This window comes from Limnohabitans sp. T6-20 (assembly GCF_003063505.1).
In the GTDB taxonomy this organism is placed as follows: Bacteria; Pseudomonadota; Gammaproteobacteria; order Burkholderiales; family Burkholderiaceae_C; genus Limnohabitans_A.
Map to the genome: position 1 here is coordinate 330,979 of NZ_NERW01000002.1, position 18,790 is coordinate 349,768.

An 18,790-nucleotide genomic window follows, 5' to 3' on the forward strand; every position below is an offset into this window, starting at 1 on the left:
CGCGGTTTAATCTCGGCTTATGAGCAAAACAGACCAGATGAGTTTTTTCGGCTTCGAGCCCGAAGCGGCCGAAAAACCGGCCAAACCCGCCAAAGCTTCAAAGCTTGCCAGCCCTCCAGCCACGGCGGTGATGCCTGCCGAGGCCGTTGCGGTGGGGCCTGTGGCTGCGCCCTTGGTGGCGCAGGCCAGCGACCCCGAGGCCATGGCCCTAGTGCTGGCGCAACACCCCGACTTTCGCGTGCTGCGCCGTTTGCAGCCGGTCACCGACTATGGTGGGCTACAGGGCCAGGCTACGCAGTGCGTGATCGTGCTGGACACCGAAACCACCGGACTGGACAGCAAGAGCGAAAAAGTCATTGAGTTGGCCATGTTGTCGGTGCTGGTGGACAGCGCGACCGGCTTGCCGGTGGGGCCCGTCACGATTTACGAGTCGTTTGAAGACCCGGGCCGACCAATTCCGCCCCAGATCACCGAGATCACCGGCATTGACGACAGCATGGTGCAGGGCCAACGCATCGACGACGCGGCCGTGAACGCCTTGGTGCAAGAGGCCGATTTGGTCGTGGCGCACAACGCCGGGTTTGACCGGCCGTTTGTCGAGGCGCGTTGGCCTGTGTTTGCGGGCAAGGCTTGGGGCTGTTCGTTTCAGGGCATTGACTGGAAGAAAGAGGGCAGCGGCTCGGCCAAGCTGGAGTTTTTGGCGTCGGAGCGCGGCTGGTTTTACGACGCCCACCGGGCGCAGGTGGACTGCCATGCGCTCTTGCAGGTGCTGGCTTCGCCGCTGGCCGATGGGCAAAGCGGGCTGGTACGGCTGCTGACCGGGGCAGATCAGACGCGCTACAAGCTGCGCGCCACAGGGGCACCGTTTGAAGCCAAAGACAAGCTCAAGGCACGCGGCTACCGTTGGGACGGCGAAGGCCGGGTTTGGTGGTGCAGTTTGGGCTCTGACGCTTTGCTGGACGCCGAGTGCGCCTGGCTGCGTGCAGAGGTCTATGGCCAGCGCAGCGCCCGGGTGCAATTGGAGGCGATGGACAGCCGGGTGCAGTTTTCCAGCCGTTCGGGCGCTTTGAGCGAGCGTTCAGTTTGATTTTTGTCGGCCCGGTCCGACAAGCTGGGATAATGCCGGGTTGCGCACGCCGCGCCTGATTCCATCAGCAGGCTTGCGGCGCAGAGCGGGCACCCTTGGGGTGCAAGGTCTCTGCCTACTTTTATTCAGGGTGATACATGGCTCAATACGTATTTTCGATGAACCGGGTCGGCAAGATCGTGCCGCCCAAACGTCAGATTCTCAAAGACATTTCCTTGTCTTTCTTCCCCGGTGCCAAGATCGGCGTGCTGGGCACCAACGGCTCGGGCAAGTCCACTTTGCTCAAGATCATGGCCGGCATCGACAAAGAGATCGAAGGCGAAGCCATCCCCATGGCGGGCCTGAAGATCGGCTACCTGCCACAAGAGCCGCAGCTCGACCCCACCGAAACCGTGCGTCAGTCGGTTGAAAACGGCATGGGCGAGATCAAAGCCGCGCAAACCCGCTTGGAAGAGGTGTATGCCGCCTATGCCGAAGAAGACGCCGACTTTGACGCGCTGGCTGCTGAGCAGGCCCAACTCGAAGCGATCATTGCCACTGCAGGCGATGCTTCTGACCACCAACTCGAAATCGCGGCCGACGCGCTGCGCCTGCCCCCATGGGACGCCGTGATCGGCAACCTGTCGGGCGGTGAAAAGCGCCGTGTGGCGCTGTGCCGCTTGCTGCTGTCGCGCCCGGACATGCTGCTGCTCGACGAACCGACCAACCACTTGGACGCCGAATCGGTGGACTGGCTGGAGCAGTTCCTGTCGCGTTTCTCGGGCACCGTGGTGGCCATCACCCACGATCGCTACTTCTTGGACAACGCTGCCGAGTGGATTTTGGAACTCGACCGTGGCCACGGTATCCCTTACAAGGGCAACTACTCCACCTGGTTGGAGCAAAAAGAAGCCCGTCTGGAGCAGGAGCAGCGCACAGAAGACGCCCGCACCAAGGCCATGAAGAAGGAACTGGAGTGGGCCCGAGCCAACCCTAAGGGCCGTCAGGCCAAGAGCAAGGCCCGTCTGGCCCGCTTCGAAGAGCTGAGCGACTATGAATACCAGCAGCGCAACGAAACCCAGGAAATTTTCATTCCTGTGGCGGAGCGTTTGGGCAATGAGGTGTTCGAGTTCAAAAACGTCAGCAAGTCCTTTGGCGACCGTTTGCTGATCGACAACCTGAGCTTCAAGGTGCCTGCGGGTGCCATCGTGGGCATCATCGGCCCCAACGGCGCGGGTAAATCGACCCTGTTCAAGCTGATCGCTGGCAAAGAACAACCCGACAGCGGTGAAGTCACCATCGGCCAGACCGTGCGCATGGCTTTTGTGGACCAAAACCGTGACGACCTGGACAACAACAAAACTGTTTGGGAAGACGTCTCGGGCGGCCTGGACATCATCAACGTGGGCAAGTTCCAGATGGCCAGCCGCGCGTATTGCGGGCGCTTCAACTTCAACGGTGGCGACCAGCAAAAGAAAGTCGGCATGCTGTCGGGCGGTGAGCGCGGTCGCTTGCACTTGGCCAAAACCCTGATCGAAGGCGGCAACGTCTTGCTGCTGGACGAGCCATCCAACGACTTGGACGTGGAAACCTTGCGCGCTTTGGAAGACGCGTTGCTGGAGTTCGCAGGCTCGATCATGGTCATCAGCCACGATCGCTGGTTCCTGGACCGCATTGCCACCCACATCCTGGCCGCCGAAGGCGACAGCCAGTGGGTGTTCTTTGACGGCAACTACCAGGAATACGAAGCCGACAAGAAACGCCGTCTGGGTGAAGAGGGTGCCAAGCCCAAGCGCGTGCGCTTCAAGGCTTTGAAGTAATCAGCTGCTTTGCACCCAGCAACGGGCCCTTCGGGGCCCGCTGTCATTTGGGGGCTGCAGGTCGGCCGCTCCCGCCCCCACATTCGGCCGCAGGGTGGTCCTAAGCGAAATACAGGGCGTGTCTTGTGGGAGCGAGCCCCTGCTCGCGAATGCTGGCGCACCACGCTGCCTGCACAGTCGCAAAGCCTGAACCACCATTCGGCCGCAGGGGCAGCCTCCCACAGAAAACAATCGCAGCCGCTGTGAAAACCATGACCGTTGATTGTTGGTTACAGGCTGGTCAGCTTGGCGCGTGCCTTGTCGGCCCACAGTTGCAGGTTGTCGAACAGGCCTTGCTGGCTGAACGAGCAACTTTCACCGCTGAACAGGGCGCTGGACTCGATGCGGTCAAGCAAGTCGCCCAGCACGACGCCAAATTTTTCGGGCAAAGGCAGGTTGGCCGCACCGGTGCGCCACAGCTGGATCATCTCGTTTTGCGGCAAACCGCCCTGCGCGCAGGCGGTCAGTGCATCTGTCATGCGGGTCAGGGTGTCAAGGTCGGTGCGCATGGGCCGTGTGTCTCCTGAAGGGCCCGGCGCCTTGGCGGCCAGCGGGCGAGTGGGTGGCTTGGTTTCGAGGCGACAATCATGCCCCATGAAAGCCAAATCTCTCAAACCCATGCGCCTGGAAGACATCTTGTTCAGCCAGGGCTTTGGCACCCGCCGTGTGTGTGCCGGACTGGTCCAGCAAGGCTACGTGCAAGTCAAGGGCGAAACCATCACCGATTCGGGTGAATTCTTTGAACTCGAAGGCCTGCATTTCAGCGTGCAGGGCACCAACTGGCCGTTCAAGGAGCACGCCTATGTGCTGCTGAACAAGCCCGCAGGCACCGAGTGTTCACAAAAACCCTCCACCTGGCCGAGCATTTACACGCTGCTGCCCGCACCTTTGCGCCAGCGCCCGCAAAAAGCGGCGGTGCAGGGCGTGCAGGCCGTGGGCCGACTCGATCAGGACACCACGGGTTTGCTGCTGTTGACCGACGACGGCAAGTTCATCCACCGCATGAGCTCACCCAAGCACCACGTGCCCAAGGTGTACGAAGTGACCACCAAGCACCCGATCACGCCCGAGATGGTCGACAAGTTGCTGACGGGTGTGGTGCTCGACGACGACCCCAAGCCCGTCAAGGCCGCCGCCTGCGAGGCCGTGGGTGAGTTGCACCTGAAGCTGACGCTGACGGAGGGCAAATACCACCAGGTCAAACGCATGCTGGCGGCGGTGGGCAACCGGGTTGAAGGTCTGCACCGCTCACAAATCGGTGGCCTCGTCTTGAATGATCTGGCCCCCGGGCAATGGCGTTGGTTGACCGAAGAAGACCTGGCCTTGCTCAAGCCCTGACGTTGGGCACCCCTGGCGCCAACGGGAGCGAGCCCCCGCTCGCGAATGGATGCTCTGCCAGCGCACGCATTCGGCCGCAGGGGCGACCTCCCACAAGAGAGCTTTCCATGCGGGCGACCGCCTACGGAGGCAAGCCTCCACAAGGGCTGCCTTTTGCAGGGATTGAACTGCACACGCATTTTGTGGGAGCGAGCCCCCGCTCGCGAATGCTGGCGCGCCACAGCCTGTGGCGAATGACGCCATCAAAGTTGTTGCATGAAGGTTTGCATCGCCTTTTCCACGGCCTCAGGCTGGTCCCGGTGGGGTGAATGCCCGCAGTCGGGCAGTTTCAGCAATTGCGCCTGCGGCACGCAAGCGGCGATGTCGTCGATCTGGGCCATGGTGCCGTAGGGGTCGGTCTCGCCCTGAATGGCCAGCAGGGGCGCTGAAATGCCCCCCAGCTCCGGACGGATGTCGAACGATCGGAAGGCTTCGCTCAGCCACACATCGTTCCATTGCCAGAAGGCGCAGTCCACATCCGCGTGGTACGTGTCCAGACGCTGGCGCAGGGGGCCGTTTTCGTAAGCTTGGCGTGCGGCGGTGATCGCCTGCACAGAGATGTCTTCGACCATGACATGCGGAGCCATCGCCACGCACCCGGCCACATCAAAACGGCTGGCGTGGATCAGGGCGATGGTGCCGCCGTCTGAATGGCCCAACAGCACGGGGCGCGCAATGCCCAACAACTGCAACAAAGCGGGCAAGACAACCAGGGCTTCGTGGTGCATGTAGTCGGGCAACAGGCGCCCCACACGTTGCCCCGCCGACTCGCCAGACGGACCACGCACACCGGGCACGGCGTCCGATTGACCATAGCCCCGGCGTGAATAGACCAAGCCAGCGCACCCCAGCCGCTGGCAAAGCCGCGTGGGCCAGTCGCGCCACATGGCCACGCTGCCCAGTCCTTCGTGCAAGAAGACCAAGGTGGGCAAAGGGTCGGCGCTGGTGGCAGGGATCTGCAAGACCTCCAAGGTGACGCCTTGAATGCTTATTTTTGAGGGCGGCTTGATCTGCATCTGGGTTCCTGTGGGTGGTCCGATTACACTTGAACGTGATTTTGAAAGTGTTTTTGTGATTTCCTTGCTTCCTGTTGTTCGATTTTTGGCGTTGGCTGTTTTAGGCCTTCAGTTTTTCGGTGCTTCGGCTCAAACACCGGCCCCCGCACCCGTTTTTGTCCTCAACTCCCTTGATGGCACGGTCAGCGTGATCGATCCCGTCAGCTGGACCGAAAAAAAACGCATCCCCACGGGCAAAGAGCCCCACCACCTGTACATGACGCCCGATGAAAAATCGGTGATCGTGGCCAATGCGCTCAGCGATTCGCTCACCTTCATCGACCCGCGCACTGCCGAAGTTCAGCGCACAGTCACGGGCATTCTGGACCCTTACCAGTTGCGTTTTTCACCCGACATGAAGTGGTTTGTCACCGTGGCCAACCGCCTCAACCATGTGGACATTTACCGCTGGGATGGCCACAACCCCACCTTGGTCAAGCGCATTGCCACGGGCAAAACGCCCAGCCATTTGTGGATTGACAGCAAAAGCACCACCGTGTGGGCCAGCATGCAAGACAGCAACGAGCTGGTCACCATTGACTTGGCCACGCAAACCCTGAAAAGCCGTGTGCCCACGGGCCCCATGCCTGCTGACGTGTTTGGCACGCCGGATGACAAAACCTTGCTGGTGGGCCTGACCGGGGGCGAAGGTGTTGAGGTGTATGACGTGAGCAGCGGAACGCCGCGTTTGGTCAAGACCGTGCCCACTGGCAAAGGCGCTCACGCTTTTCGTGCGCTGGGTGACCGCAAGCATGTGCTGGTGAGCAACCGCGTGGCCAACACCGTCAGCCAGATCGACTACACCAGCATGCAGGTGGTGGCCGAGTTTCCTGGACCTTCGGGGCCCGATTGCATGGACGTGAGCAAAGATGGCAAAACCTTGTTGCTCGCTTCCCGCTGGGCCAAAAAACTCACCGTGATCGACATGGCCAGCCGCAAAGTGGTGCGCCAGGTGAGCGTGGGCAAGTCGCCCCACGGCGTGTGGACGCTCGACCATGCGGGCCGCAACTGACGTTCTGCTAGGTTTGGCGCTGGCCGTTGCGGCCATGGCGCTGCCTGTGCTGGCGCAAACAGCACCGCCCCCGTGTACAAAACCCGTTTACCTGACTTTTGACACTGGTCACATGGGCGTGGCCCCGTTGATCGCGGATGTGCTGCAACGCCAGCAGGTGAAGGTCACCTTTTTTGCGGCCCACGAAAAAACCCAGCAAGGCGATGGCACCTTGGGCCAGCACTGGGCACCGTGGTGGAAAGCCCGCGCTGCCGAAGGCCATGCTTTCGCCTCACACACTTGGGACCATGCCTATTGGCGCGCTGATGCGACCGATGCGGGCGAGGGTCGATTCCGCATCCGCCCCAGTGCCGGTGCGCAGGCTGGGCAAACCTTGCTGTGGACCGCCCAAAATTATTGTGACAACCTGCGCCAAGCGGCGAGGCGCTTGCAAGAGGTGACGGGTCAGGCACCCTTGCCCTTGTTCCGTGCGCCGGGTGGCAAAACCTCGGCGCGTTTGCTGGCTGCGGCCAAGCAGTGCGGCTTTGCCCATGTGGGCTGGGCCGATGCGGGCTTTTTGGGTGACGAGTTGCCCAGCGACGCCTATCCCAACGCACAGCTGCTGCAAAAAGCCCTTCGCAACATTCGCCCCGGCGACATCCTGGTAGCGCATCTGGGCATCTGGTCACGCCAAGACCCTTGGGCACCGGCTGTGCTGGAGCCACTGATTGAGGGTCTCAAGGCCAAAGGCCTGTGCTTTGCCACGCTGCGCGAGCACCCCGCCTACCGCGATTGGATTGGCCAGCACCCCTTGCAGCTTGTGGCTTTGCCCGATTCGCGACAATAAGCACATGGACTTTTTGCTCGACGGTTTTTCCTGGCTTCAGCAAACGCTTTACGAAGCGGTGGTGCAGCCCATCGCCTTTGCCGCAGGGCAGGGCCACCTGCTGGAAAAAGCCTATGAAGGCACGGGTTGGGTGGTGGTGGGCCTGCTGCAAATCGCCGTCATGCTTGCGGTGATCGGGCCACTGCAACGCTTGTGGCCTGCCGAGAAGCAGCACGACGCCAAGGCGGTACGGGTCGATGTGCTTTACACCTTGATTCACCGCTTGGGCTTGTTCAAACTGGGCATGTTTTTCACGCTCGATTACGCTTTTGAGCAAGGCTGGGGTGTGCTGCGCAGCATGGGCTGGCCTACGCTGCACCTTGACGGCCTGTGGCCCGGGGTGACCGACCTGGCGTTGCCGAGCTTTGTGCTTTACCTCGTGGTGTTTGACTTTGTGCATTATTGGGTTCACCGGGCGCAGCACCAGTCCAACGGCTGGTGGGCTTTGCATTCGCTGCACCATTCGCAACAACACATGAGCATGTGGACTGACAACCGCAATCATCTGCTGGACGACGTGGTGACCAGTTTGATTTTGTCCACCGTGGCGGTGCTCATTGGCGTGGGCCCTGGGCAGTTTGTTGCGCTGGTGGCCGTTAGCCAGCTGAGCGAGAACTTCCAACACGCCAATGTGCGCATCTGGTTTGGCCGCGTTGGCGAGCGCCTGTGGGTCAGCCCGCGCTTTCACCGCCGACACCACAGCATCGGCATCGGGCATGAGTCTGAAGTGCAGGGGCGAACCGTGCTGGGCGGCTGCAACTTTGGCGTGCTGCTGCCTTGGTGGGACATGCTCTTTGGCACCGCCGACTTTCAGTTGCGCTACGACCCCACAGGCGTGCGCGATCAGGTGGAACAGGGCCGTGACTATGGGCGCGGATTTTGGGCGCAGCAATGGCGTGGCTTGCTGCGTCTGGTGGGCCGGGCCTGACATCCGCACAGCGCTGGCGCTTCTTGCGCAACTGCTAAGCTTCTACACATGAAACTCTTGATCGATTCCTTCTGGCGTTCAGCCATGTATTGCCTGTATCCCCGGGTGATCGGCTTGTCGTTTTTGCCGCTGGTGCTGATCGTGGCGCTGTCCTGGTTGCTGGGCTATTTGTATTGGGACACCGCTGTCACGGGCGTGCGGGCTTGGCTGGATGCCTCCAGTTGGCTCACAGTGGTGTGGCGCTGGCTGGAGGGCATTGGTTTGCCTGACCTCAAGACCGTGGTCGCGCCCTTGATGGTGATTTTTTCGGTCACGCCGCTGGTGGTGGTGGCCTCGCTACTGGCGGTGTCCTTTTTGATGACCCCCGCGCTCACGCGCTTGGTGGCTGAGCGGCGTTTTGTGGGCCTACAGCGCAAGCACGGCGGCACTTGGCTGTTCAGTTTGTGGTGGACTTTTTTGTCATTGTTGCTGGCGCTGGGCGCGTTGTTGCTGACGCTGCCCATGTGGCTGGTGCCGCCTTTGGCCATGTTGCTGCCTGCGCTCATTTGGGGCTGGCTCACCTACCGCATCATGGCGTTCGATGTGCTGGCCGAGTTTGCCAGCGCCGACGAGCGGCACACTTTGATGGCCCGCCACCGCATGAGCTTGTTGGGCATGGGTGTGATCACGGGCCTCATGGGCGCCGCGCCCAGTCTGGTGTGGGCATCGGGGGCCTTGTTTGCCGCAGCGTTCGTGATCCTGGTGCCGGTGGCCATCTGGATTTACACCTTGGTGTTTGCCTTTTCTTCGCTGTGGTTCGCTCACTTTGCGCTGGCTGCATTGCAAGCCCTGCGCTCCGAGCCTTTCAATGTTGTGGTGGACGAAGTCTTGTCCGCTGTGCCACCTTCGCCCCATGCCACAGCCAAATTGGGCGTTGAACCCAATGACCCATCCGCTGATGTGACCGATGTTGAGCCACGCCGCGTGAACTGATTTTTTGCAGAAAGTCCCTCGACCATGACCCCCACTTTTGGCCTGATCATCATCGGCGACGAAATCATGTCCGGCAAGCGCCAGGACAAGCACATGCCCAAAGTCATCGAACTGATGTCGGCACGCGGCCTGACCCTGACTTGGGCCGAGTACGTGGGCGATTCGCCCGAGCGCATCACCGCCACCTTGAAGCGGGCTTTTGAATCGGGCGATGTGGTGTTCAGTTGCGGTGGCATTGGGGCCACGCCCGATGACCACACCCGCCAGTGCGCGGCACGGGCGTTGGGCATGCCGCTTGCGCTGCACCCCGAGGCCAAGCGGCTCATTCAAGAGCGCATGCAAGACACCGCCAAAGAGCAGGGCTTGCCTTACGAACCCGAGCGAGACGACAACGTGCACCGCCTCAACATGGGCGTGTTCCCCGAAGGGGCCGACATCATCCGTAACCCGTACAACAAGATTCCGGGTTTTCGCTGCTGGGGCGCTGGCGGCGGGGCCGTGCACTTTGTGCCGGGTTTTCCGGTCATGGCCTGGCCCATGATCGAGGCCGAGCTGGACACGCATTACGCGAGCCACTTTCAGCAAAACGCTTGGCTGGAAAAGTCGGTCATCGTGCTCGGTTCAATGGAGGCCACCCTGACGCCCTTGATGGAGGCCATTGAAGCGCGGCACCCCGGTGTCAAGGTGTTCAGCTTGCCCAGCGTCGACCACCCGCAGTGGGGGCGTCACATTGAGCTGGGCGTCAAAGGTGAGCCCGGCAGCGCCGAGTCGGCCTATTTGGACTTGCGACAGGGCCTGATGGCCTTCAATCTGGAATATGGCCCCGAATTGGTGCGTTGATATAAAATTCACCTTAATGGTGCAAAATTGCACAATTAAGGTGCAACTCTACTCGCCCCGTCTTTGGGCGCATGGGGTTCAATGACCGGAAAATCCCGTGTCGAGCTGATGGGGTGCTCTGTGAGTTGCCCGACGTGTTCTTTTTTCTGCGTCTGAAGTGGCCAATCGGGCCTGCTCAGGGCACAATCTTGGGCTGTTCAGGCGCAGTTTATTGAGTCAAGTTGGCACAAAAACTGCAATACCCGAGCGTAAGCTTTTTAACCCCTTTCCATTCAGGAGAATTTGATGGCCAAGACCGTCGCAGACGTGATGAAGATGGTGAAAGAGAACGAAGTCAAGTTCGTTGACTTCCGTTTCACCGATACCCGTGGCAAATGGCAGCACATCACTGCGCCCGTGTCGCAGTTCGACGAAAGCAAGTTCGAAGACGGTCAAGCGTTTGACGGCTCTTCCATTGCTGGCTGGAAAGGCATTGAAGCCTCCGACATGCTGTTGATCCCCGATCCAAGCAGCGCCATCATCGACCCCTTCTTCGAAGAAGTCACCCTGGTTCTGATCTGCGACGTGATCGAGCCCACAGACGGCAAGGCCTACGAGCGTGACCCACGTTCCATCGCCAAGCGCGCTGAGACTTACCTCAAGCAATCGGGCATGGGCGACACCGCCTACTTTGGTCCCGAGCCAGAATTCTTCTTGTTTGACGACGTGCGCTGGAGCACCGAGCCGAACAACACCTTCTACGCCATCGACGAAGCTGAAGCCCCATGGAACAGCGGCACCAAGATGGAAAACGGCAACAGCGGTCACCGCAACCGCGTCAAAGGTGGCTACTTCCCAGTGCCTCCAGTTGACAGCACACACGACATGCGCAGCGAAATGTCGCTGATCCTCGAATCCGTGGGCATCCCGGTCGAAGTGCACCACCACGAAGTGGCTGGCGCAGGTCAGTGCGAAATCGGCACCAAGTTCTCCACATTGGTTGAGCGCGCTGACTGGACGCTGCTGCAAAAGTACGTGATCCACAACGTGGCCAACGCTTACGGCAAAACCGCCACTTTCATGCCTAAGCCTTACGCTGGCGACAACGGTTCCGGCATGCACGTTCACCAGTCCATCTGGAAAGACGGCAAGAACCTGTTTGCAGGCAATGGCTACGCTGGTTTGTCTGAATTCGCTTTGTTCTACATCGGCGGCATCATCAAGCACGCCCGTGCCCTGAACGCGATCACCAACCCTGGCACCAACAGCTACAAGCGTTTGGTTCCTCACTACGAAGCCCCTGTGAAATTGGCTTACTCGGCCAAGAACCGCTCTGCTTCGATCCGCATCCCCAACGTCGCCAGCGACAAGGGCCGCCGCGTGGAAGCCCGCTTCCCCGATCCATTGTGCAACCCTTACCTGGGCTTCGCTGCCTTGTTGATGGCTGGCCTGGACGGCATTGAGAACAAGATTCACCCCGGTGAAGCTGCGACCAAAGACCTGTACCACTTGCCTCCAGAAGAAGACAAGTTGGTGCCCACAGTTTGCTCCAGCCTGGACCAGGCTCTGGACGCACTGAATGCAGACCGTGCCTTCTTGACCAAAGGTGGCGTGTTCACCGACTCGTGGATCGACGCTTACATCGAATTGAAGATGCAAGAAGTCAACCGCAGCCGCGTCGAAGTGTCGCCTGTCGAATACGACATGTACTACTCGCTGTAAGCGGTATGCGCCATATTGCACACCCCCGTGCAATAGAAAAAAAGGACGGCTTCGGCCGTCCTTTTTTTTGTAAAGCCGTGACACCATGACCGCGCCAGTTTCCCGATTTCAGGCATTTGATTTGTTGGCCACACCTGTGGCGGTGTTGCAGGGGCAGGGGCGTGTGCGCTTTGTCAACGCTGCGCTGGAAGATGCCTTGGGCATGTCCAGACGCACGCTGTTTGACACCCACATGCCCGATTACTTTCTCGATCCCCAGCCACTGATCACCGCCTTGGTGGGGGCGCAGTCCAACGAGTTTGCAGCCTTGCGCTACGAAGCCCAAATGCGGCGCGTGCACCACGAAGACCCCTTGCCGGTGCATGTGATCGTGGCCCCGTCGGATCAGGAGGGTGAAGTGATCGTGGAGTTGTTGCCGGTTGAGCAGCAAACCCGCCAGGAGCGTGAAGAGCGCCTGCTTGACCAGGCGCAGGCCAACAAAGAGCTGATCCGTAACCTGGCGCACGAAATCAAAAATCCCTTGGGCGGTATCCGTGGCTCAGCCCAGCTGCTGGAGATGGAGCTGGACAGCAAAGAGTTGACCGAATACACCCAGGTCATCATCCACGAAGCCGACCGCCTGCAAACGCTGGTGGACCGCTTGCTGGCCCCGCACCGCCGCCCGCATGTGGTGGGCGATGTCAACATCCACGAAGTTTGCGAGCGCGTGCGCGCACTGATTCTGGCCGAGTTCCCCAAAGGCCTGAAGGTGGTGCGCGATTACGACATTTCGATTCCCGAGTTCCGGGGTGACCGGGAACAACTCATCCAGGCCGTGCTCAACATCGCACACAACGCTTCTCAAGCCTTGCACGAACGCATTGCACAAGGTGATGGCCAGATCACGCTCAAGAGCCGCATCTTGCGACAAGTCACGTTTGGTAAGCAGCGTTATCGCCTGGCATTGGAATTGCATGTCATTGACAACGGGCCTGGTGTTCCAGACTCGATCAAGGACCGCATTTTCTACCCGTTGATTTCGGGGCGTGAAGGCGGCTCCGGCCTGGGGCTGACATTGGCGCAAACTTTTGTTCAGCAACACCACGGCATGATCGAATGTGACAGCGAGCCCGGTCGTACGGATTTCAAAATTTTGATTCCGTTGCCTTGAGAACCACAGAAAGTGCCACGTTGATGAAGCCGATCTGGATCGTAGACGATGACCAATCCATTCGCTTTGTGCTTGAAAAAGCACTGTTGCGCGAAGGTTTGCCCACCCGCAGCTTCACCAACCCACGCGAGGTGCTCAAGGCGCTGGACGCAGAAGGTGACGGCGATGGCCCGCAGGTGTTGGTCAGCGACATCCGCATGCCCGGTGGCTCGGGCCTGGATTTGCTGACCGCGATCAAGCAACGCCTGCCTGGTTTGCCCGTGATCATCATGACCGCGTTCTCTGATCTGGACAGCGCCGTGTCGGCCTTTCAGAGCGGTGCGTTTGAATATTTGCCCAAGCCTTTTGACTTGCCCAAAGCGGTTGAGTTGATTCGCCGCGCTGTGGGCGAGAGCCAACGCGAAGACGTGGCGGAAGAAAAAATGACCGACGCGCCCGAGATGCTCGGCCAAGCGCCGGCCATGCAAGACGTGTTTCGCGGTATTGGCCGCTTGGCGCAAAGCCATGTCACGGTGCTCATCACGGGTGAATCGGGCTCGGGCAAAGAACTGGTGGCGCACGCGCTGCACAAACACTCGCCACGCGCCAACCAGCCCTTTGTGGCCATCAACACCGCCGCGATTCCCAAAGACCTGTTGGAGAGCGAACTCTTCGGCCACGAGCGTGGTGCCTTCACGGGCGCACAAGCCTCGCGCCGGGGCCGCTTTGAACAGGCCGATGGCGGCACGTTGTTTTTGGATGAAATCGGCGACATGCCATTCGACCTGCAAACCCGCTTGCTGCGCGTTTTGTCGGACGGCAACTTTTACCGTGTGGGTGGCCACAGCGCGGTCAAAGCCAATGTGCGCGTGATCGCAGCGACCCACCAGGATCTGGAGCAGCGCGTCAAGGAAGGCGTGTTCCGCGAGGACTTGTACCACCGCTTGAACGTGATTCGCCTGCGCTTGCCCGCCTTGCGTGAGCGGCGTGAAGACGTGCCCATGTTGGCGCGCTACTTTTTGCAGCGCAGTGCACAACAATTGGGCGTGGAGCCCAAGCGCATAGCCGACGCTGCCCTGGAACGGCTGAGCCATTTCCAGTTTCCGGGCAACGTGCGTCAACTGGAAAACATTTGCCACTGGCTGACCGTGATGGCACCTGCGCAAGTGATTGAAGTGAAAGACTTGCCGCCCGAAGTGCTGGATGCAGGATCGCAGCTTGCTGCCTTGCCTGCACAGGCAGCTTGGGCGCCTGCGCCATCGGATGCCGAGGCCGTGCAGGGTGCAGCCTCAGGCGATGTGCTTGAGCAGATGGCCTCGGTGGCGACCAGCGTGCCTGCGTCTCACCCGATGGCCAAAGTCTGGGAGTCGGGTCTGGAAGAGGAAGCCTTGGCGTTGTTAAACGCGGGCCGAACCGACGTATGGGATGTGTTGACCCGGCGCTTTGAAACCAGCCTGATTCAGGCCGCCTTGGCGACCACACGGGGACGTCGAATCGAGGCAGCCCAAAAGCTGGGCATTGGCCGCAACACCATCACCCGCAAGATCCAGGAACTGGGCATCGACGACTGAACTGCAAAACAGGCTTTCTCGAGCAGGGGGCTCGCTCCCACAGAGGTCTGTCAGTTCTTGCGGGCCACCCAATAAGTGGCGCCTTCGGGGCCATATTGCTCGGCATGAGGCTCGTCGCGATTCAGTGAGAACTCGTCGCCGGGTGTCAGGTAGCGCTTTTGTGGGCTGCCGTCGGGCGCAGCGCAGCTCAGCCACAGCTGGCCTGCCGTCACCCGCGCTTTGACCGCAAAGGGGTGCGTGTGCGTCTCCAGCACCACGTTGGGCTCCCAAGTGCGTTCCAGCACTTCGTCAAAACCTTCGGCCAGCGCTTGCTGCTTGAATGCTTCAAAACGCATGGTGGGAACCTCCGTGAAATGGCCGTAAGGCGCGTGGGCTGACCAGTCGGTTGGCACTTCAAACGCCATGGGTGCATCGGTGAACGGGTGCGGAAAAGCCAGCGACTGCGCATGCAGCATCAAGCGCGGGCAGAGCGCTCGCACAGGGGCTGGCGCATACAGCGCGTCGCCCAGCATGGGGTGGCCAATGCTTTGCAGGTGCACCCGCAGTTGGTGGGTGCGCCCGGTGAATGGCTCCAGCTCCACCAGCGTGGCGGTGTCGCTGCTTTGCAGGGCGCGCCAGCGGCTGCGGGCTGGTTTGCCATCCGGGTGCACGATGTGCAGGGGGCGGCGTTCCCAGTCGAGCAAGATGGGGCCGTCAATCGTGCGCCAGCCGTCTTCGTCGGCGGGCACCGCTTTTTGGGTGTGCAGGGGCTGCCCGGCCACCACGGCCACATAGCGTTTGTGCACCTGGCGGGTTTCAAACAGGCGGCTCATGCGCCGCTGTGCCTCGATGCCGCGCGCCATGACCAGCAGGCCTGAGGTGTCCTGGTCGAGCCGGTGCACCACCAGCGCTTCGGGGTAAATGGCCTGCACGCGGCTGGCCAGACAGTCTTGTTTGTCGGGGCCGCGCCCGGGCACCGACAGCAGGCCGCTGGGCTTTTGCAGCACCAGCAGGTGTTCGTCTTCGTGGATCGGGGTCATGCCTGAGGGTCCTCTTAGCCTGCGGTGGCGGCGGGCTGTTCCAGCACCACATCCGACAGGGGCCGCGCCACGCAGGGCAGCACATAGCCTTCGGCTTTTTCTTCGGCCGACAGGCCCGGCCATTCCACCGTGTAGGCCACCTGGCCGCTGACCAGCTGGCAAATGCAGGTGCGGCAAGTGCCGTTGCGGCACGAACTGGGCAACTGCACCCGCCCCATGTCGGCCGCTTCGAGCAGGGTCAGGTCACCCTCCACGTCGAATTGCAAGTTGGCGGGCAGCACGCGAGCCGTGAAGATCTGAAAAGGAGCGGTCATGGACAGGAGGGAGGCCTTGCCAAGCGCTTGGCTTAACAAGGCTCGGGGCGCTTTATTTGTCTTTGACTTTGCCGCGAGGCGCCACAAAGGTGGACGGGGCCATGGGGCGGTCAGAGGTGAACGTCTTGGGGGGAGACGTGTCTTTCTTTGGCTTCTTGGCCATTTTGTTGCTGCGTTGTTCGCCTTTGGCCATGGTTTTTCCTTGGGTTGCTTCCCGGCTTGGGAGTGCCCTGATGTTAAAGCACAAAGCCGCAGAATCTGCGGCTTTGTGGGGGGCATCACCTGACGCTCCAAGAGCGGAAGGTGTGTTGCGACCTTATTTGACTTCGGTCACAAACTGCGCGGTGGGGCGGCGCACTTTTTTCAGGTTCGCCAACCAGTCGCCTTCGGCTGCACGGTAGCCCAGCGGCACGATGACCACGCTGCGCAGACCGCGAGCGCTCAGGCCCAAAATCTCGTCCACAGCTTTCGGGTCAAAGCCTTCCATGGGCGTGGCGTCCACTTCTTCGAAAGCGGCAGCGATCAAAGAAGCGCCCAAACCAATGTAGGCCTGACGTGCGGCGTGCTCGAAGTTCACTTCGGGCGTACGCGCAGGGTAGTTCTTGAGCAACATCTGGCGGTAGTTTTCCCAGCCTTCGTTGGTGCCGCCGCGTTGTGCGTTGGTCAGGTCAAACATCATGTTGATGCGATCGGCCGTGTAGTTGTCCCAAGCAGCAAACACCAGCAGGTGCGAGCCTTCGGTGATCTGGCCCTGGCCCCAGGCTTTGGGCTTGATCTGCTCGCGCACGGCGGCGTTGGTCACCACGATAACTTCGAAAGGCTGCAGGCCGCTCGATGTGGGGGCCAGACGGGCGGCTTCGACGATGCGGTCGACCTTGTCTTGGGCCACGACCTTGGTGGGGTCCATTTTTTTGCAGGCATAGCGCCATTCGAGTTTGTTCAGCAATTCAGACATGTGAAATTCCAGAGAGGGTTAATTGAAAGTGTGCGGCGATTGTGGCCCAAGTGCGCCAACGCGCCTGTCGCCTTTGACAAAGCAGGGCTTCAGGCGGGGACTTCTTGCCAAGTGCCTGAGGGCAAGTCGTTCAGGTTGTAAGGCCCCACGGCAGTGCGGATCAGCCGCAGCGTTGGCAAGCCCACGGCGGCGGTCATGCGGCGCACCTGGCGGTTGCGGCCTTCTCGGATGCACAGTTCCAGCCAAGTCGTGGGAATGCTTTTGCGCTCGCGAATCGGCGGGTTGCGTGGCCACAGGTCAGCGGGCGGCTGCACCGCGCGAGCGCGGGCGGGCAGGGTGGGGCCATCGTTCAGCGTCACGCCCCGGCACAAAGCGGTCAGGGCCTTGTCGTCCACCACACCCTCCACCTGCACCAAATAGGTCTTCTCCATCTTGAAGCGGGGGTCTGAAATGCGGGCTTGCTCCTTGCCGTCATCGGTCAGCAGCAGCAAACCTTCGCTGTCGGCGTCCAAGCGCCCGGCCACATACACGCCGGGCAGGTCGATGTGGTCCTTCAGACCCTGCCAGCGCCCCTCGGGGGTGAACTGGCTGAGCACGCCATAAGGTTTGTTGAAGCGGATCAGCATGGGCGTGAGGGTATCAGGTCGGTTAGCATCCCCCGCATGAGTACCCAATATGAATGCCTGAAAAGCGCCGACCTGTATGCCGAGGCCTTTGGCGTCGCCCCCCCCGAAAAACTGCCCGGCAAAGAAGTTTGGCCGCGCCAGCAGGGCCTGTTCATCCGCAAAGCCGCAGTGGCAACCACTGATCCCGAAGCACAAGCGCCAGCAGATGCCGCCCCCGCCAGCCCATTGGTGCTGGAATTGGCCCAAGGCCAATTTGGCTTGGTGCCCACTTGGGTCAAGTCGGCTTCGGACGCCAAACTGCGCTCAACCAAGCTGGCGGTGACCCGCTACGAAACCATGAGCACCGCCACGCCCACACGCGAGACATGGCTCAATGCCCAGCGCTGCATCATTCCCATGCAAGCGTTTTTAGAAGACGATTGGCGCAGCGGCAAGGCGGTGCCCACACGTATTGCCCGGGTCGATGGGAAACCCATGGGGGTTGCGGGCTTGTGGGAGCGTTGGACGCAGGGCGACGAAGAAATTGTGAGCTACACGCTGCTCACGGTGAACGCCAACAGCCACGCGCTGATGAACCGCTATGGCCAAAACGGCAACGAAAAACGCATGCCCGCCATCCTGAACGAAGGCGCCTGGAACGCCTGGCTGACCGCCCCGCTCGACAAAGCCCGCGAGTTCATGCGTGCCTACCCGACCAACCTGTTGTTGGCCAACCCGGTACAGAAAAAGTAGTTGCGCCATACCCGTGAACACGGGTGGCCAGGTACATCAAGCCGTCATGAGACCCCGACCAGTCGAGTCCTCAGCTCAAAGCGACTGCTGGTAACGCTGCACCATCTCGGCCTGCGTTTCGATCTCAATCGTCTCGCCCTTGAAGGCCTGAATTTGGTCGCGCAGCATCTCTCCCATGGTGGGCAGTTTGCTGCGCTCAGGGTGCCGCGATGCATCCCAAAGCTGCGAACGCATGAAGGCCTTGGCGCAATGCAGATAGACCGATTCCACCGTCACGCGGATCACCAGCTTGGGTGTGCGCCGAGCGTCCACGCAAAGCGCCAAGTCGGCCGGGTCGGTGCTCAAAACCGCTTGCCCGTTGATGCGCAAAGTCTCGTCAAACCCCGGCACCATGAAGAGCAAACCCAAACGCCCGGTGCTGACAATGTTCTCCAGCGTGTCCAGCCGGTTGTTGCCCGGTGAGTCGGGCACCAAAAGCGTCTGCGCGTCCAGCACCTTGATGAAGCCCGCATCGCCCCCGCGAGGCGAGGCGTCCATGTGCCCATCCGCATCGCTGCTGGCCAACACCACAAAGGGCGACAGCGCGACGAAGCGGATCGCATGCGCGTCCAGCGACGGCATTTCTTTTTTAAGCGAACGCTCACTGGCGGGCCCGTAGAGCTGGCGCAGGGCTTCGAGGGTGGTGATGTGGTGGGTGGTCATGGGCGGAGAGTTGAATTGTTGGGCATACCCAAATTGGGTTGGTTCATGCCCATTTTGGGTATTTGGT

20 protein-coding genes are annotated in these 18,790 nt (G+C 60.8%); 12 read left to right on the forward strand and 8 right to left on the reverse strand.

The window, feature by feature from the left end:
* The first annotated feature begins 19 nt into the window (after positions 1-19).
* Both B9Z33_RS07850 and ettA read left to right on the forward strand, forming a co-directional pair.
* Positions 20-1,087, forward strand: coding sequence for a 3'-5' exonuclease (locus tag B9Z33_RS07850; protein WP_108286469.1), 1,068 nt, complete (start codon positions 20-22; stop codon positions 1,085-1,087).
* Between the two features lie 137 nt (positions 1,088-1,224).
* A complete protein-coding gene (gene ettA, locus B9Z33_RS07855; RefSeq protein WP_108286470.1) occupies positions 1,225-2,886 on the forward strand; it encodes an energy-dependent translational throttle protein EttA in 1,662 nt (553 codons plus the stop codon).
* A gap of 269 nt (positions 2,887-3,155) precedes the next feature.
* Here the strand turns inward: ettA and B9Z33_RS07860 are convergent, their stop codons facing one another.
* Complete coding sequence (locus B9Z33_RS07860; protein WP_108287050.1) at positions 3,156-3,434, reverse strand: hypothetical protein; 279 nt, start codon at positions 3,432-3,434, stop codon at positions 3,156-3,158.
* A gap of 109 nt (positions 3,435-3,543) precedes the next feature.
* Between B9Z33_RS07860 and B9Z33_RS07865 the strand changes: the two genes are divergently transcribed.
* A complete protein-coding gene (locus B9Z33_RS07865) occupies positions 3,544-4,263 on the forward strand; it encodes a pseudouridine synthase (RefSeq protein WP_108287051.1) in 720 nt (239 codons plus the stop codon).
* A gap of 242 nt (positions 4,264-4,505) precedes the next feature.
* On the opposite strand, the gene B9Z33_RS07870 is transcribed toward B9Z33_RS07865, so the two are convergent.
* Positions 4,506-5,318 carry an alpha/beta fold hydrolase gene (locus B9Z33_RS07870; RefSeq protein WP_108286471.1) on the reverse strand — a complete coding sequence of 271 codons (813 nt, stop codon included), beginning with the start codon at positions 5,316-5,318 and terminating at the stop codon, positions 4,506-4,508.
* A gap of 58 nt (positions 5,319-5,376) precedes the next feature.
* Here B9Z33_RS07870 and B9Z33_RS07875 point away from each other — a divergent pair, with 58 nt between their 5' ends.
* From B9Z33_RS07875 to ntrC, 8 genes are all read left to right on the forward strand, one after another.
* Positions 5,377-6,369 (forward strand): YncE family protein, encoded by a 993-nt coding sequence (locus tag B9Z33_RS07875; RefSeq protein ID WP_369916736.1) that lies wholly within the window; start codon positions 5,377-5,379, stop codon positions 6,367-6,369.
* Positions 6,353-7,195 (forward strand): polysaccharide deacetylase family protein, encoded by an 843-nt coding sequence (locus B9Z33_RS07880; RefSeq protein ID WP_108286472.1) that lies wholly within the window; start codon positions 6,353-6,355, stop codon positions 7,193-7,195. The genes B9Z33_RS07875 and B9Z33_RS07880 overlap by 17 nt, the downstream gene beginning before the upstream one ends.
* 4 nt (positions 7,196-7,199) lie before the next feature.
* Positions 7,200-8,162 (forward strand): sterol desaturase family protein, encoded by a 963-nt coding sequence (locus tag B9Z33_RS07885; RefSeq protein ID WP_108286473.1) that lies wholly within the window; start codon positions 7,200-7,202, stop codon positions 8,160-8,162.
* A gap of 48 nt (positions 8,163-8,210) precedes the next feature.
* Positions 8,211-9,134, forward strand: coding sequence for an EI24 domain-containing protein (locus tag B9Z33_RS07890; RefSeq protein WP_108286474.1), 924 nt, complete (start codon positions 8,211-8,213; stop codon positions 9,132-9,134).
* A gap of 24 nt (positions 9,135-9,158) precedes the next feature.
* On the forward strand, positions 9,159-9,974 hold the full coding sequence (locus B9Z33_RS07895) for a molybdopterin-binding protein (protein ID WP_108286475.1): 816 nt from the start codon (positions 9,159-9,161) through the stop codon (positions 9,972-9,974).
* Between the two features lie 285 nt (positions 9,975-10,259).
* Positions 10,260-11,675 (forward strand): type I glutamate--ammonia ligase, encoded by a 1,416-nt coding sequence (gene glnA, locus B9Z33_RS07900; RefSeq protein WP_108286476.1) that lies wholly within the window; start codon positions 10,260-10,262, stop codon positions 11,673-11,675.
* Positions 11,676-11,760: 85 nt separating this feature from the next.
* Positions 11,761-12,825 (forward strand): nitrogen regulation protein NR(II), encoded by a 1,065-nt coding sequence (gene glnL, locus B9Z33_RS07905; protein ID WP_108286477.1) that lies wholly within the window; start codon positions 11,761-11,763, stop codon positions 12,823-12,825.
* 23 nt (positions 12,826-12,848) lie between these two features.
* The gene (gene ntrC / locus B9Z33_RS07910) at positions 12,849-14,375 is read left to right on the forward strand and encodes a nitrogen regulation protein NR(I) (RefSeq protein ID WP_108287053.1); all 1,527 of its coding nucleotides are present in this window, start codon (positions 12,849-12,851) and stop codon (positions 14,373-14,375) included.
* A gap of 50 nt (positions 14,376-14,425) precedes the next feature.
* Here the strand turns inward: ntrC and B9Z33_RS15830 are convergent, their stop codons facing one another.
* From B9Z33_RS15830 to B9Z33_RS07930, 5 genes are all read right to left on the reverse strand, one after another.
* Positions 14,426-15,394, reverse strand: coding sequence for an RluA family pseudouridine synthase (locus B9Z33_RS15830; RefSeq protein ID WP_108286478.1), 969 nt, complete (start codon positions 15,392-15,394; stop codon positions 14,426-14,428).
* Between the two features lie 14 nt (positions 15,395-15,408).
* Positions 15,409-15,708, reverse strand: coding sequence for a 2Fe-2S iron-sulfur cluster-binding protein (locus B9Z33_RS07920; protein ID WP_108286479.1), 300 nt, complete (start codon positions 15,706-15,708; stop codon positions 15,409-15,411).
* A 52-nt stretch (positions 15,709-15,760) separates the two neighbouring features.
* Complete coding sequence (locus B9Z33_RS15605) at positions 15,761-15,901, reverse strand: hypothetical protein (RefSeq protein ID WP_019427071.1); 141 nt, start codon at positions 15,899-15,901, stop codon at positions 15,761-15,763.
* Positions 15,902-16,024: 123 nt separating this feature from the next.
* Positions 16,025-16,663, reverse strand: coding sequence for an NAD(P)H-dependent oxidoreductase (locus B9Z33_RS07925; protein ID WP_108286480.1), 639 nt, complete (start codon positions 16,661-16,663; stop codon positions 16,025-16,027).
* Positions 16,664-16,752: 89 nt separating this feature from the next.
* The gene (locus tag B9Z33_RS07930; protein ID WP_108286481.1) at positions 16,753-17,289 is read right to left on the reverse strand and encodes a pseudouridine synthase; all 537 of its coding nucleotides are present in this window, start codon (positions 17,287-17,289) and stop codon (positions 16,753-16,755) included.
* A 36-nt stretch (positions 17,290-17,325) separates the two neighbouring features.
* Between B9Z33_RS07930 and B9Z33_RS07935 the strand changes: the two genes are divergently transcribed.
* A complete protein-coding gene (locus B9Z33_RS07935; protein WP_108286482.1) occupies positions 17,326-18,021 on the forward strand; it encodes an SOS response-associated peptidase family protein in 696 nt (231 codons plus the stop codon).
* A gap of 75 nt (positions 18,022-18,096) precedes the next feature.
* Here B9Z33_RS07935 and B9Z33_RS07940 read toward each other — a convergent pair whose 3' ends face one another.
* Positions 18,097-18,723: a pyridoxamine 5'-phosphate oxidase family protein gene (locus B9Z33_RS07940; RefSeq protein WP_108286483.1), complete on the reverse strand. Its 627-nt coding sequence runs from the start codon at positions 18,721-18,723 to the stop codon at positions 18,097-18,099.
* Positions 18,724-18,790: the final 67 nt, after the last annotated feature.

Coding starts and splice junctions, on each gene's coding strand:
- B9Z33_RS07935 (WP_108286482.1), top strand. CDS start 17,326: ATGAGTACCCAATATGAATGCCTGAAAAGCGCCGACCTGTATGCCGAG.
- B9Z33_RS07870 (WP_108286471.1), bottom strand. CDS start 5,318: ATGCAGATCAAGCCGCCCTCAAAAATAAGCATTCAAGGCGTCACCTTG.
- B9Z33_RS07925 (WP_108286480.1), bottom strand. CDS start 16,663: ATGTCTGAATTGCTGAACAAACTCGAATGGCGCTATGCCTGCAAAAAA.
- B9Z33_RS07850 (WP_108286469.1), top strand. CDS start 20: ATGAGCAAAACAGACCAGATGAGTTTTTTCGGCTTCGAGCCCGAAGCG.
- glnL (WP_108286477.1), top strand. CDS start 11,761: ATGACCGCGCCAGTTTCCCGATTTCAGGCATTTGATTTGTTGGCCACA.
- ettA (WP_108286470.1), top strand. CDS start 1,225: ATGGCTCAATACGTATTTTCGATGAACCGGGTCGGCAAGATCGTGCCG.
- B9Z33_RS07880 (WP_108286472.1), top strand. CDS start 6,353: ATGCGGGCCGCAACTGACGTTCTGCTAGGTTTGGCGCTGGCCGTTGCG.
- B9Z33_RS07890 (WP_108286474.1), top strand. CDS start 8,211: ATGAAACTCTTGATCGATTCCTTCTGGCGTTCAGCCATGTATTGCCTG.
- B9Z33_RS07885 (WP_108286473.1), top strand. CDS start 7,200: ATGGACTTTTTGCTCGACGGTTTTTCCTGGCTTCAGCAAACGCTTTAC.
- B9Z33_RS07940 (WP_108286483.1), bottom strand. CDS start 18,723: ATGACCACCCACCACATCACCACCCTCGAAGCCCTGCGCCAGCTCTAC.
- glnA (WP_108286476.1), top strand. CDS start 10,260: ATGGCCAAGACCGTCGCAGACGTGATGAAGATGGTGAAAGAGAACGAA.
- B9Z33_RS07865 (WP_108287051.1), top strand. CDS start 3,544: ATGCGCCTGGAAGACATCTTGTTCAGCCAGGGCTTTGGCACCCGCCGT.
- B9Z33_RS07920 (WP_108286479.1), bottom strand. CDS start 15,708: ATGACCGCTCCTTTTCAGATCTTCACGGCTCGCGTGCTGCCCGCCAAC.
- ntrC (WP_108287053.1), top strand. CDS start 12,849: ATGAAGCCGATCTGGATCGTAGACGATGACCAATCCATTCGCTTTGTG.
- B9Z33_RS15830 (WP_108286478.1), bottom strand. CDS start 15,394: ATGACCCCGATCCACGAAGACGAACACCTGCTGGTGCTGCAAAAGCCC.
- B9Z33_RS07895 (WP_108286475.1), top strand. CDS start 9,159: ATGACCCCCACTTTTGGCCTGATCATCATCGGCGACGAAATCATGTCC.
- B9Z33_RS07930 (WP_108286481.1), bottom strand. CDS start 17,289: ATGCTGATCCGCTTCAACAAACCTTATGGCGTGCTCAGCCAGTTCACC.
- B9Z33_RS15605 (WP_019427071.1), bottom strand. CDS start 15,901: ATGGCCAAAGGCGAACAACGCAGCAACAAAATGGCCAAGAAGCCAAAG.
- B9Z33_RS07860 (WP_108287050.1), bottom strand. CDS start 3,434: ATGCGCACCGACCTTGACACCCTGACCCGCATGACAGATGCACTGACC.